Annotated in this window: 14 protein-coding genes; 12 read left to right on the top strand and 2 right to left on the bottom strand. The window is 37.1% G+C overall.

The features are described 5' to 3' along the window. Nucleotides 1-139 precede the first annotated feature (139 nt). Together AC13DP_RS13665 and AC13DP_RS13660 are read right to left on the bottom strand one after the other, a co-directional pair. Nucleotides 140-844 carry a ThuA domain-containing protein gene (locus AC13DP_RS13665; protein ID WP_347406078.1) on the bottom strand — a complete coding sequence of 235 codons (705 nt, stop codon included), beginning with the start codon at nucleotides 842-844 and terminating at the stop codon, nucleotides 140-142. 201 nt (nucleotides 845-1,045) lie between these two features. Continuing rightward, entirely contained in the window at nucleotides 1,046-1,942 is an 897-nt protein-coding gene (locus tag AC13DP_RS13660; RefSeq protein WP_228252062.1) for a helix-turn-helix domain-containing protein, read from the bottom strand. Nucleotides 1,943-2,143: 201 nt separating this feature from the next. Here AC13DP_RS13660 and hemA point away from each other — a divergent pair, with 201 nt between their 5' ends. The 12 genes from hemA (at nucleotide 2,144) to AC13DP_RS13600 (ending at nucleotide 12,133) form a co-directional block, all read left to right on the top strand. Beyond that, nucleotides 2,144-3,397 (top strand): glutamyl-tRNA reductase, encoded by a 1,254-nt coding sequence (gene hemA, locus AC13DP_RS13655; protein ID WP_013069629.1) that lies wholly within the window; start codon nucleotides 2,144-2,146, stop codon nucleotides 3,395-3,397. Next, nucleotides 3,394-4,308, top strand: a complete 915-nt coding sequence (hemC, locus tag AC13DP_RS13650) for a hydroxymethylbilane synthase (protein ID WP_228252061.1) — start codon at nucleotides 3,394-3,396, stop codon at nucleotides 4,306-4,308. The genes hemA and hemC overlap by 4 nt, the downstream gene beginning before the upstream one ends. A 5-nt stretch (nucleotides 4,309-4,313) precedes the next feature. Continuing rightward, the gene (locus AC13DP_RS13645; RefSeq protein WP_347406077.1) at nucleotides 4,314-4,964 is read left to right on the top strand and encodes a uroporphyrinogen-III synthase; all 651 of its coding nucleotides are present in this window, start codon (nucleotides 4,314-4,316) and stop codon (nucleotides 4,962-4,964) included. Nucleotides 4,965-5,070: 106 nt separating this feature from the next. Further along, nucleotides 5,071-6,099 (top strand): uroporphyrinogen decarboxylase, encoded by a 1,029-nt coding sequence (gene hemE, locus AC13DP_RS13640; protein ID WP_347406076.1) that lies wholly within the window; start codon nucleotides 5,071-5,073, stop codon nucleotides 6,097-6,099. Then, the gene (locus AC13DP_RS13635; RefSeq protein WP_347406075.1) at nucleotides 6,099-6,578 is read left to right on the top strand and encodes a DUF6973 domain-containing protein; all 480 of its coding nucleotides are present in this window, start codon (nucleotides 6,099-6,101) and stop codon (nucleotides 6,576-6,578) included. Before hemE ends, AC13DP_RS13635 begins: the two co-directional genes overlap by 1 nt. A 79-nt stretch (nucleotides 6,579-6,657) precedes the next feature. Next, nucleotides 6,658-7,056, top strand: a complete 399-nt coding sequence (locus tag AC13DP_RS13630) for a hypothetical protein (protein WP_483067961.1) — start codon at nucleotides 6,658-6,660, stop codon at nucleotides 7,054-7,056. 1 nt (nucleotide 7,057) lies between these two features. Continuing rightward, nucleotides 7,058-7,960, top strand: a complete 903-nt coding sequence (gene hemF, locus AC13DP_RS13625; protein WP_013069623.1) for an oxygen-dependent coproporphyrinogen oxidase — start codon at nucleotides 7,058-7,060, stop codon at nucleotides 7,958-7,960. Nucleotides 7,961-8,217: 257 nt separating this feature from the next. Next, on the top strand, nucleotides 8,218-9,204 hold the full coding sequence (hemB, locus tag AC13DP_RS13620; RefSeq protein ID WP_228252057.1) for a porphobilinogen synthase: 987 nt from the start codon (nucleotides 8,218-8,220) through the stop codon (nucleotides 9,202-9,204). A 285-nt stretch (nucleotides 9,205-9,489) separates the two neighbouring features. Next, nucleotides 9,490-9,843: a hypothetical protein gene (locus AC13DP_RS13615; RefSeq protein ID WP_483067960.1), complete on the top strand. Its 354-nt coding sequence runs from the start codon at nucleotides 9,490-9,492 to the stop codon at nucleotides 9,841-9,843. Nucleotides 9,844-9,942: 99 nt separating this feature from the next. Beyond that, nucleotides 9,943-10,425: a hypothetical protein gene (locus AC13DP_RS13610; RefSeq protein WP_483067959.1), complete on the top strand. Its 483-nt coding sequence runs from the start codon at nucleotides 9,943-9,945 to the stop codon at nucleotides 10,423-10,425. Nucleotides 10,426-10,566: 141 nt separating this feature from the next. After that, nucleotides 10,567-11,706, top strand: coding sequence for a CNNM domain-containing protein (locus AC13DP_RS13605; RefSeq protein WP_483067958.1), 1,140 nt, complete (start codon nucleotides 10,567-10,569; stop codon nucleotides 11,704-11,706). Further along, entirely contained in the window at nucleotides 11,654-12,133 is a 480-nt protein-coding gene (locus AC13DP_RS13600) for a methylated-DNA--[protein]-cysteine S-methyltransferase (RefSeq protein ID WP_483067957.1), read from the top strand. Before AC13DP_RS13605 ends, AC13DP_RS13600 begins: the two co-directional genes overlap by 53 nt. The last annotated feature ends 92 nt before the right edge of the window (nucleotides 12,134-12,225 follow it).

Raw genomic sequence — 12,225 nt, 5'->3', positions numbered from 1 at the left:
ACTTTTTTATTAAACAATAGCTAAAATTTTGCTTACTAAAGTCAGTTCTAAAGTGTTGAACTCTCAACGCACTTTCTCATTCGCTGCCCTTTAAACGATACTTGATATTTTAAGAGAGGTGCTATAGGGACCAGGGTATTTAATCCCGTTTATCTAGTAAAAACTGAATGCAACGTTTTAAGTGTTCCCTAAAGAGAGGTTCTGCATAAGATTCTTTGGTATGTCCTCCTCCCGTATAGACCATTTTTGAGCCACCCTCAAATTCCTGATACCAGGCGTGTGGATGAAAATCGCCATTTTTACCGCCTTCATATGAAGTTTCGTCGAGGGTGAGCAACACCTGAATATTCGGGTTTATATTTTTGAAATTATACCACTCATCAGTACGCGTCCATCTTTTAGGAAGATGAGCGACCATATGATTTTTAGGTTTCTCTACGATTACGGTAGCTTCCTGGGTACGTGGATGACTTTCAAAATAAGCACCTATAAATTTTCCGTACCATGGCCAGTCGTATTCGGTATCTGATGCAGCATGGATTCCGAAGAAATTTCCACCATTTTCTATATAGTTTGTGAATTTTTCCTGTTGATCCTCTGTAAAAATATCACCGGTGGTACTTAAGAAAATCACTGCATCGATATTTGATAATTCTGAAACGAATTTTTCAGCATCATCAGTAGCAGTAACCTTCCAGCCATTATCGGCTGCAATTTCTTTTAAAGCCTGAATACCGGTGGGAATTGACTCATGTTTAAACCCCGCAGTTTTATAGAAAATAGATATGTTTTGCTGCGCATTGGCCATGCTAAAACAAAAGATAAACAGCAGTAGAAGTAACAATTTTTGATGTTTCATATGGTAGTAAAAACTTATAGTTGATGGTTTTTAAAGAGCCTTTAGCAATTAGCTTTCAGCTAAAATTAAATAAAAAATCAGAATTCAACATTTTTATCTTGATTCTTGTTTTCTGTATCTTGACTTTAAATCTGCACATCATCGCATTTCAAATTAAAAAAGTCTACTTTCTTGAAACATTTAAAATTAATGCGTTGCCGGTAAAGACATCAGATATTTTTTAGGTGTTGTTCCAAATTTCTTTTTAAATGCCGCTATAAAATGACTTGCTGTGCTGTAGCCAACTTTTAAACCAACTTCATTAACATTGTACTCGCCGCTATCCAGTAATTTTCGGGCATATTCCATTTTATAATCAAAAAGAAAACTATAAACCGAATCTCCATAAATTTGCTTAAATCCTTCCTTTAACTTTTTAAGACTTAAATTAATTTCATCTGATAGCTCCTGCAGCGATGGCGGCTCAGCCATTCTTGCAATCACAATATCTTTAGCTCTTCTAATTTTCAGGATATTTTCTTCATCACTTAAAAATGGGCATTGCTCTATATTAGCATCTTCTGCTCTATTAAAATATAAGCTTAGTAATTCGTAGGCCTTGGCTTTAAAATAAAGGTTTTTAATAGTTGGGGTAAGATTAAAATTCATCACCTGATTCAACGCAATGGCCATGGAAGGGGAAATTGGAGAATCCTTATAATACTTTTTATCTTTATTCTCAGTACTTAAAAAGGAAATGTAATTTGCCTCTTCAGAAAATAAGGCATGAAATTTTTTAATGGAAATCACCAGTGATATCAACCAGGATTTTGGTCCTAAAACCAGGTTTAGCGGCAAATTTAGCTGCGGATTATATAAAATAAGTGATTTCTCTTCAGCTAAAGGCAGTTCGTAACGTCCACTGTTAAATAAGAATTTACTTTCTCCTTTTACATTAAAGTGAAACTGAATAAAACTAACATCCACCTCCCGCTCAACAATCTGTTTATCAGATGTTTCGTTCTGAAATTTGAAAATATAAAAGCCGTCTTCTACTTTAGTCTCTTCTGTAATACCTACAGCGATATTTTTTACCTCTTCCATCTTTTAAAAACCCTGTTATTTATTTAGAAACAATCTAAACTAACCTATTCTAATCATTTGTTATTACTACAAAACTATGCTATTTCAAGCATTTACAGCTATAAATATACTAAAATCCCTGTTAGCGACACAAATAGTACTTTCAGCGTTATTTTTTACGTTAACAATAATTTAATTTTGCCTCGCAATCCCTAAAAGTTCATGGAAAGTTCGATTTCGAAAGGAAGACATTTTTACATTATTGGTTTAAGCTATAAGAAGGCAGATGCTGAAATTAGAGGACATTTTAGTCTTACCGAAGAAGCTAAAACCAAATTGTTAGAGCAGGCGAAGTATGAAGGTATAGATGGAGTTTTGGCCACCTCAACTTGTAATCGTACAGAGGTATATGGCTTTGCCGCACATCCTTTTCAACTTATTAAACTCTTATGTGAGCACACTCACGGTACTGTTGAAGAATTTGAGAAAGTAGCCTACGTTTATAAGAACAGGCAGGCTATCTCTCATATGTTTAGAGTGGGCACCGGTTTAGATAGCCAGATTCTTGGTGATTTTGAGATTATTAGTCAGCTTCGAATTGCTTTTGCACAATCTAAAAAAATAGGTCTATCCAATGCCTTTACAGAGCGTTTGGTAAATGCGGTTATACAGGCAAGTAAACGCATTAAAAACGAAACCGAAATCTCTTCAGGAGCCACCTCTGTATCTTTTGCTTCCGTTCAGTATATATTAAAAAATGTAGCGGATATTTCTAATAAAAATATTTTACTCTTCGGAACCGGTAAAATTGGCCGAAATACCTGTGAAAACCTAATAAAACACACCCAAAATAAGCACATCACTTTAATTAACCGAACTAAAGATAAGGCTGAAAAAATTGCCGGAAAGTTTAGTTTAACGGTTAAAGATTATGCCGATTTACAGGCAGAAATTAGAAACACCGATGTGCTTATAGTAGCCACAGGCGCACAAAATCCAACAATTAGTAAGGAACTTTTATACTGCAAGAAAGATTTGTTGATCTTGGATCTTTCTATCCCAAAAAATGTGGCTGAAGATGTGGAAGAGCTGGATAATGTAAGATTGGTGCATTTAGATCATCTTTCTCAAATTACCGATGGTACCCTTCAACGTCGTAAAAAGTTTATTCCCGAAGCTGAAGCGATTATTATTGAAGTGGAAGGTGAATTTAACAAATGGCTTGAAACCCGCAAATTTGCACCAACCATTAAAGCCCTGAAGAAAAAACTACGAATGATGAAAGACGCTGAACTTGATTTTCAGCGTAAAAAAATAGCCGACTTTAATGATGAGCAGGCAGAAATCGTAAGCAACAGGATTATTCAAAAGATCATGAAACACTTTGCCAATCATCTTAAAGAAGATAGTAATACTACCGACGAAAGCTTAGAGCTTATCCAAAAAGTCTTTCAGTTAGAAGAACAAGTACGATGAACAAAGTGATACGCATAGGAACACGAGACAGCGAGCTGGCCTTGTGGCAGGCAAAAACCGTACAATCCGCACTGGAAAAACTAGGGCATCAAACCGAACTTGTTCCCGTAAAATCTACCGGAGATCTCAATCTGGATGTTCCGCTTTACGAAATGGGAATTACCGGAATTTTTACCAAAACCCTGGATATTGCCATGCTCACCGGCAAAGTAGATATCGCTGTACATTCTATGAAAGATGTCCCTACGGCACTACCCAAAGGCATTGTAGAAGCTGCGGTTTTAAAACGTGCCAATACCAAAGATATCCTTATTCATAAAGGCACAGATTTTTTAGATGCTGAAGGAACAATTGCTACCGGAAGCTTACGAAGAAAATCGCAATGGTTACATCGCTACCCAACTCATGAAGTGGTAGATCTTCGTGGCAATGTAAATACCCGCATGCAAAAGTTGGAAGACAGTAACTGGAATGGGGCTATTTTTGCCGCTGCCGGTTTGGAACGAATCGAAATAAAACCTGAAAATTTTATCGATCTGGATTGGATGATTCCCGCACCTGCACAAGGAGCAATGTTGGTGGTTGCCTTAGAAAAAGATGAATTTACCAGAACAGCAATTGGTGCTTTAAATCATTACCAAACCGATCTTGAAGTGCATGTGGAACGTGAATTTTTAAGAACATTGGAAGGAGGTTGCACCGCACCGATTGGAGCTTTAGCTAAAATCGACAACGATAATATTCTACATTTTAAGGGAGCCCTTTTTAGTTTAGACGGCTCGCAGAAAATAGAAGTTGAAAAAAGAATCGCTGCTGATAATGTTGCTGAATTTGGTAAATTTTGTGCTAAAGAAATTCTTGCCAAAGGCGGGGCCAAACTGATGAAGCAAATCAAGGCTGTTTTAAACTAAGGCTTATGGCCACTGTACTTTCTACAAAAAAACTTACTGCAACACAAAAGCACTTACTGCTTGGGGCTAAGATTGGTTTGGTGGAATACAACGCTATAAATATAGAATTCCTCCCAATATCATCAAATATCGACCTTGCAGAAAATGCAATTATTACGAGTAAGAATGCATTTAAAGCTATTCAGGAAAAAATAAGGATCAAAAAGGCATTTGTAGTAGGCTCTAAAACCGCTGCATTACTTCAAAAAAATGATATTGAGGTTGCTGAAGTTGCTGACAATGCTTTGGCATTAGCTAAAAAAATTATCGTAAATCATCGAGATAAGCATTTTATTTTTTTCTGTGGAAATAAACGCCGGGAAGAGCTACCCCTTCAGTTACAACAACATAAGATATCTTTTGAAGAAATTCAGGTCTATACAACTAGTCTGAATTTTGCCAAATTTAAGCAGGAGTTCGACGGCATTTTATTTTTTAGCCCAAGCGGCGTAGAGAGTTATTTCAGGAAAAATCAAATTGCAAACGAAACTGTTTTTTGTATTGGGACAACAACGGCAAATTCAGTACATAAATATACAGAAAAGAGTATAATCGCCACCCAACCAAGCATTGAAAATGTAATTGTGCAGGTGGTTAAAAAATATAATAAAAATTAGCTTCAAGTATAATTTGAAGAATAAAGGTTAAATTTAAATCCCTCGGTGAGGGAAAAATCTTCTCCTCTTTTTAGAGGGGATAATTAAGAGGATAAATTATAAAAACATGATTAAAAACGATCTTTTCTTAAGAGCTTTAAAAGGAGAAACGGTAGAACGTCCTCCGGTTTGGATGATGCGCCAGGCAGGACGGTATTTACCCGATTTTATGAAGCTAAAGGAAAAATACGATTTCTTTACGCGTTGTCGTACACCAGAATTGGCTGCAGAAATTACCACGATGCCTATCGAGCAGGTAGGTACCGATGCTGCAATTTTGTTTAGCGATATTTTGGTGGTACCGCAGGCGATGAATGTAGAAATCGAAATGAAACCAGGTGTTGGTCCATTTTTACCAAATCCGGTTCGTAGCCCTCTTGATGTTAATGATATTATCGTTCCAGATGTCTACGAGGAATTAGGTTACGTTTACGATGCCATAAAATTAACTAAAGAGCGTCTTATTGACGAAGTTCCTTTAATTGGTTTTGCCGGTTCTCCCTGGACGATTTTATGTTATTTGGTACAGGGGCAGGGTTCTAAAAACTTCGATAAAGCCAAAGAATTTTGTTTTAAACGGCCGGACGCTGCACAGGTTTTACTTCAAAAGATTACAGATACTACGATTGCTTATCTAAAAGGAAAAGTAAAAGCCGGGGTAGATGCAATTCAGATTTTTGATTCCTGGGGGGGCTTATTGTCACCAACAGATTATCAAACTTATTCCTGGAAATATATTCAGCAGATTATCGATGCTTTAAAAGACGAAATTCCGGTGATTGCTTACGGTAAAGGTTGTTGGTTTGCGCTTAAAGAAATGTCACAATCTGGCGCAGCTGCTTTGGGTGTAGATTGGACATGCTCTGCAATGAATGCCAGATATTTAAGTGGTGGGCAGATTACGCTACAGGGAAATTTTGATCCTTCAAGACTGTATTCTAGTCCGCAGGAAATTAAGAAAATGACGACCCAAATGATCGACGAATTTGGCAAAGATCGCTATATCGCCAATTTGGGACATGGGATATTACCGGATATTCCGGTGAGAAATGCCCAGGCATTTGTAGACGCGGTTAAAGAATACAAACCCAGATAATGGCTATTGGGGCAAGAATACAACGGCTTAATTTTAAAGAGATTTTTATTCTGCTGCAATTATTCCTGCCCAATCCATTTTATATTTTCCCAACATATCACGCCACTAGAGAAACAATGAAGCTTTGCGACCGGCTGTATGGAAGAAAACACTATCAGGATAATCGGGAAAATGCTTTTAGACATGCGTACTGGAATTTTTTGATTGCAGAAAAAATTTTTCACAAGAATAACTCGGTCGAAGCCTCACTAATCTGGGCAAAGAAAATAACCGATTTACACGAGCGGCTCGCTCCCAATAAAGCACTGGTACGGGCAATGGATTTACATAACAACGAAGTGGGACGAAATCTCTTTAACAATAATCCTAAAGAAAATGCCGTTGAACACCTTCAAGATATGATGAAATCCGCAGTAAAGATTAATGCTTCAAATCTATCGATATTAGATAAAAATCAACTCGTTTTTATAAAGGATTAAGTATTGTTAATCTATCGATAAAAGTGGCAAAAAGCAAATCGAAATAATACCAATAGCAGATCATACAAATAGCTAGATTATGCTGAACAAAAATTACCGAGACGAAGAAAAAGAACGCATAGATGCACAGCTGCGATCCATCATGGAAATGGGCCATGTTCCGGACGAATGGGAAGAAATTCGGCTCGATCTAGACCGAAAGCTAAAAGAAGCTGTAGGTATAGGCTTAGACGAAATGGAAAATCTTCCTGAAGAAAAATTGATGGAGATCTTAGCGAATCTTGACTTAGAGTTTTCGCATTACGAAGCACTGGGCGATATTCTACTAAACAGTATTGAACTGGAAGCTGAAGAAAAACAAAACGATCTTGCGCAAAAAACGCTTTTGATTTATAAAGCGGCACAAGAGGTAAGTCGTACGTTCTCATTTAGTCTCACCCAAAAAATTAATGAAGCTAGAAGTTGGATAGATGATTAATATGAAAGACCAATTTTATCAATATATACAAAACCTTCAGGATACCATCACGTCTAAACTGGAGGAAATCGACGGAAAAGCAACATTTAAAGAAGATCTCTGGAAACGCAAAGAAGGTGGCGGTGGCCGCACCCGGGTGATCGAAAACGGTAATGTTTTTGAAAAAGGGGGCGTAAATATTTCGGCGGTACACGGCCCCTTAAATCCAGCCATGCAACAATACTTTAAGGTGGGTGATGTAAACTTTTTTGCCTGTGGTTTAAGTTTAGTGATTCATCCTAAAAGTCCTATGGTTCCTACCGTTCATGCCAACTGGCGATATTTCGAGATGTATGACAAAGAAGGGAATACGCTAGACCAGTGGTTTGGTGGCGGACAGGATCTTACACCTTATTACCTTTTTGAAGAAGATGCTATTCATTTTCATCGAGTTTCGAAAAATGCCTGTGATAAACACGATCCTAAATTTTACCCGGAATACAAGAAAAAATGCGACGAGTATTTCTGGAATGCTCATCGGGATGAGGCACGGGGAATCGGCGGATTATTCTTTGATTACTTAAAAGACAATGAATCCCATAGCATTACCGACTGGTATAACTTTGTCACTGAAGTTGGAAACAGTTTTTTAGAAGCTTATGTGCCTATTGTTGAAAAGAGAAGAGATTTGGAATACAACCAACATCACCGTGACTGGCAGGAAGTTCGTCGAGGCCGATATGTAGAATTTAATTTGGTTCATGATAAAGGAACGCTATTCGGACTAAAAACCAATGGCCGCATTGAAAGTATTTTAATGAGTTTACCGCCACATGTACAGTGGGTTTACGATCACCACCCACAATCCGGTAGCGAAGAAGCAAAACTTATGGAAGTGCTGGAAAAACCAAAGGAGTGGGTTTAGTTAGTTTGTAGTTCATAACTAGCTGTTAGCAATCAACTTAAAAGATGAAAGACTATAAGAAATATACCGTTTTGCAAAAGTCTCATCAATTAGTCCTTGAGAAGTATTCACTCCAAAGACTTAGAATATAAAAAATATGAAACTGCGACAGCAACGATCATCGAGTTTAAAAAAAATGCTTGCTTCGCTTATCCGAAAAATAAATTCAACTATACATTAAAGTTTGCAGTTAACTGTAAACCGTTAACTATAAAATTATGCTTAAAAGAAACCGAAGATTAAGAACAAATGAAGCTATACGTAGCTTAGTGAGAGAAAGCCTGGTAACTCCTGATGATTTTCAGGCACCGTTATTTGTGGTGGAAGGCAGCGGAATTAAACAGGAAATTGCCTCGATGCCGGGATATTACCGGTATAGCCTTGATCTATTAAAAAATGAAGTACAGGAATTATGGAGTTTAGGGATTAAATCGGTTTTACTCTTCGTAAAAGTTGAAGCAAAACTAAAAGACAATCGGGGAACTGAAGCTATAAATCCAAACGGATTAATGCAACGCGCCATTAAAGCTGTAAAAGAAACACTTCCTGAGATGATCGTAATGACCGATGTTGCCCTGGATCCTTACAGCGAATTTGGTCACGATGGCATTATCGAAAACGGACAGGTTTTAAATGATCCCTCTGTTGAAGTTTTAGCAAAAATGGCTTTATCTCATGCCGAAGCGGGAGCCGATTTCGTAGCACCAAGCGACATGATGGATGGGCGCATTTTAGCGATGCGAAATATCCTGGAACAAAATAGCTTTTTTAACACGGGTATTATGAGCTATAGCGCTAAATATGCTTCGGCATTTTATGGCCCCTTTAGAGATGCGTTAGATTCGGCTCCAGTAGACGCTCAGGATATCCCAAAAGATAAAAAAACCTACCAAATGGATCCTTCTAATCGGGACGAAGCCATTCGGGAAACCTTAATGGATATCGATGAAGGCGCCGATATCGTCATGGTAAAACCAGGATTATGCTATCTGGATATTGTTAGGGATTTAAAAAATAATGTAAATGTGCCTATTTCGGTTTATCAGGTAAGCGGTGAATATTCTATGATTAAAGCTGCAGCTGAGAAAGGATGGTTAGATCATGATGCGGTAGTGATGGAACAGCTTACCGCTATCAAAAGAGCGGGTGCCGATTTTATCTCGACTTATTTTGCAAAGTATGCCGCAAAACTGCTTCAGAGATAACGGTAGAATTTATATCGCTTCGTTTTTAGATATTAGAAGCTAGACTAAGCCTCACTGGTTTGAAAAACCAGTGAGGCTTTCTTATTATCTTGAATTCACTCATAACATTGAACATTTGGCTGCCAACCAGGCGGGTAAAGGATAAATCTACTTCTTATGATAATTCAACAACGATCATTTCACAAACAGCCTTAAATACTAAAAGCTAATTGCTGGAGATTTTTAGCTATTATTATTTATCAATATTTTAATAATTCACATTCGGTTTTTTATTAAATTTATTGCGTGAAATTCAACAAACTACATATCTCATTTTGTTTGGTGCTTACTGCTTTATTAAGCGCCATAGGAATTTCACAACCCCAAACTTCAGCTTACGTATATCAGGATTCAGCAAAAAACACCTCTAGTTTTAAGCAATCTGATATTACCAAGGCATTTGTGTTCGAAGAACCTGGGAGTTACGACGTTCAGACTAATCAGGAAGATCCTGCATTTTCGCCCGTATTCTTTAGTAATTATTTACAGCTGGACGTACGTACGATTCCACAGCAAACTTTACAAATTTCCTGGAATTTTATCCAGGATCACAAAAGCAAACTGGAGACTCAAATATTTCCATTCCACTTTTTCTCCTAATTGATTTTATAATTATTTGGTGCTGATTTTCAGCAAAAATCAACGCGTAATCCCAATTTGGGATTAGCACGCTATTTATAATTATAAATCAATTTTAAAATGGATACTTCTTCAACACTAATAGGCCTTACTCTTTTTGTTTTATTTATGGGGCCCATATTTTATGCACTTTACAGACAAGGTTTAAAAGAAAGAAAAAATAAAAAAGCCCTTCAAAACCTGGCAAAAACAAACAATATAAATCTGGATTATACCGAAATTTCTAATTCTTTAGTTTTAGGATTGGATAAAACCCAACATAAACTTTTGATCCTGGAGCCGGTAAATGCGATGCAACATCAAATTATAGATCTCTCTGAGGTTAATAAAACCAGTGTGATAAAACGCAGCGTTACTTTTACCGAAAAAGAAAGAAGAAAAACAAAAATAATACAGGTAAGTATAGAACTTCTCTCTAAATCTAATCATAAATGTATTACTGAAATTTTGTTTTATGATGAGGATGGTGCAGATAATAATGATATGGAAACCCAATTATTTACAGCTTCCCGCTGGAATAGCCTAATACAGACAAGTCTGTAAAATTTCTTTAATTGGTTGAGTTGTTTACAGAAAGCTGTTGTCTAAAATTTTAGACAACAGCTTTCTCATTTTATAATTTCTTTCAAATAAATTAGATATTTAATACTTAATTTAGATTTCTTAAAAAACCAAAGAACGCTAATGGGTTTACTCCTGATTTTTGCCACATGTTCGATATTTTTTTCCTTTATGTGCTCTATTTTAGAAGCTGCACTTCTAAGTTTTACGCCATCTTACATAAAGATAAAGAAACAAGAGGGTAAGCATTATGCCGAGGTTTTAGCGAATTTCAAAAAAGATATCGACAAGCCTTTAATTGCCATCCTAACCATCAATACCGTAGCCCACACGGTAGGTTCGATATTGGTAGGTGTACAGGCCGAAAAAACTTATGGTGACGGTAGCAACGCTGTAGGTATAGTTTCTGGAATATTGACATTAGGTATCTTAATACTTTCTGAAATTATCCCAAAAACACTGGGAGCAACATACTGGGATAAAATGGGTGCATTTACTGCGAACACCCTACGGTTAATGATTGCCCCGCTAAAATACACCGGCCTATTATGGCTACTAATGTTAACTACTCGACTTATTGGCAAATCTGCCAAGGTAAATACTATGAGCCGGGAAGAGTTTGCCGCAATTACTGAAGCTGCTGAAGAAGAAGGTGTTTTTGAAGAAAATGAAAGTACGGTTATTAAGAATATGTTGGTCTTTAAATCGGTTGTAGCAAAAGACATCATGACCCCATTTTCTGTAGCGATTACCGAGGATGAATCCATGAGTATTGCAGACTTTCACCATTCCCATAAAAATTTGAAATTTTCCAGAATTCCGGTTTACAAAGACAAATCCAATAATATTTCAGGATTTATTTTAAAGGATGATGTACTGGAAGAGATGATTAAGCAAAACGGACAGTCAAAGCTGGAAACTTTAAAACGTGAGATTTTTGTAACCACCTCTGAGGTTCCTATCCCAGACCTTTTTGATATCTTTATTCGAAAACGAACCCATATCTCTATCGTAACCGACGAATTTGGAAATGTTGTTGGTTTGGTCACTATGGAAGATATTATTGAAACCCTTTTAGGCCTTGAAATTATGGACGAGAGCGACAGTATAGAAGATATGCAAAAGCTTGCCCGTAAAAGTTGGGAACGCAGGGCAAAACGACTTGGATTGATCCAACGTCGTGAAGAAGCACAACCTGAAGAATTACAAAATGATGACAACGTATCTGAAGACTCCTCTGGGGATCGCCAGAATAAAGGGTGACAACGACGGAGTTTCTGAAATAAAAATTCAGGAAAAAAATATAGATTTTGAGGAAAGCAAAGAGCTGCCGGATTGCGTATTTCAGGCGAAGAATCAACTGCAGGACTATTTTCTACAAAAACGAAAAAGCTTCGATTTTAAACTAAACCCAAAAGGCACCCCATTTCAGCAAAAAGTATGGATGGCTTTACTGGAAATCCCTTTTGGAAAAACCTGTTCTTATATGGAGCTTTCTAAAAAACTAGGCGACCCTAAAGCTATTAGGGCCGTAGCTTCTGCCAATGGTAAAAATCCGCTTTGGATTGTGGTGCCCTGTCACCGTGTAATTGGTAGTGATGGTTCGCTTACCGGTTATGCCGGCGGACTTTATCGTAAAAAATGGCTGTTAGCATTAGAAAGCCCCGCAGCACAGCAAAGTTTATTTTAATAAATCCCAATTACCCCAGGGCAGAGGAATACTTTTTAATTCTAAGCATACCGATAACTACTGGGACGGAATTGAAATGTATAATCTCAGAT

It is taken from the genome of Zunongwangia sp. L-65 (genome assembly GCF_056859415.1).
Note: the sequence above shows the minus strand (reverse complement) of the source record. Positions and strands in the feature narration are given on the sequence as shown.

What these genes read in the sequence shown, in the direction of transcription:
- AC13DP_RS13660 (WP_228252062.1), bottom strand. Translation starts at nt 1,942, where the DNA reads ATGGAAGAGGTAAAAAATATCGCTGTAGGTATTACAGAAGAGACTAAA.
- hemA (WP_013069629.1), top strand. Translation starts at nt 2,144, where the DNA reads ATGGAAAGTTCGATTTCGAAAGGAAGACATTTTTACATTATTGGTTTA.
- hemC (WP_228252061.1), top strand. Translation starts at nt 3,394, where the DNA reads ATGAACAAAGTGATACGCATAGGAACACGAGACAGCGAGCTGGCCTTG.
- AC13DP_RS13645 (WP_347406077.1), top strand. Translation starts at nt 4,314, where the DNA reads ATGGCCACTGTACTTTCTACAAAAAAACTTACTGCAACACAAAAGCAC.
- hemE (WP_347406076.1), top strand. Translation starts at nt 5,071, where the DNA reads ATGATTAAAAACGATCTTTTCTTAAGAGCTTTAAAAGGAGAAACGGTA.
- AC13DP_RS13635 (WP_347406075.1), top strand. Translation starts at nt 6,099, where the DNA reads ATGGCTATTGGGGCAAGAATACAACGGCTTAATTTTAAAGAGATTTTT.
- AC13DP_RS13630 (WP_483067961.1), top strand. Translation starts at nt 6,658, where the DNA reads ATGCTGAACAAAAATTACCGAGACGAAGAAAAAGAACGCATAGATGCA.
- hemF (WP_013069623.1), top strand. Translation starts at nt 7,058, where the DNA reads ATGAAAGACCAATTTTATCAATATATACAAAACCTTCAGGATACCATC.
- hemB (WP_228252057.1), top strand. Translation starts at nt 8,218, where the DNA reads ATGCTTAAAAGAAACCGAAGATTAAGAACAAATGAAGCTATACGTAGC.
- AC13DP_RS13610 (WP_483067959.1), top strand. Translation starts at nt 9,943, where the DNA reads ATGGATACTTCTTCAACACTAATAGGCCTTACTCTTTTTGTTTTATTT.
- AC13DP_RS13605 (WP_483067958.1), top strand. Translation starts at nt 10,567, where the DNA reads ATGGGTTTACTCCTGATTTTTGCCACATGTTCGATATTTTTTTCCTTT.
- AC13DP_RS13600 (WP_483067957.1), top strand. Translation starts at nt 11,654, where the DNA reads ATGATGACAACGTATCTGAAGACTCCTCTGGGGATCGCCAGAATAAAG.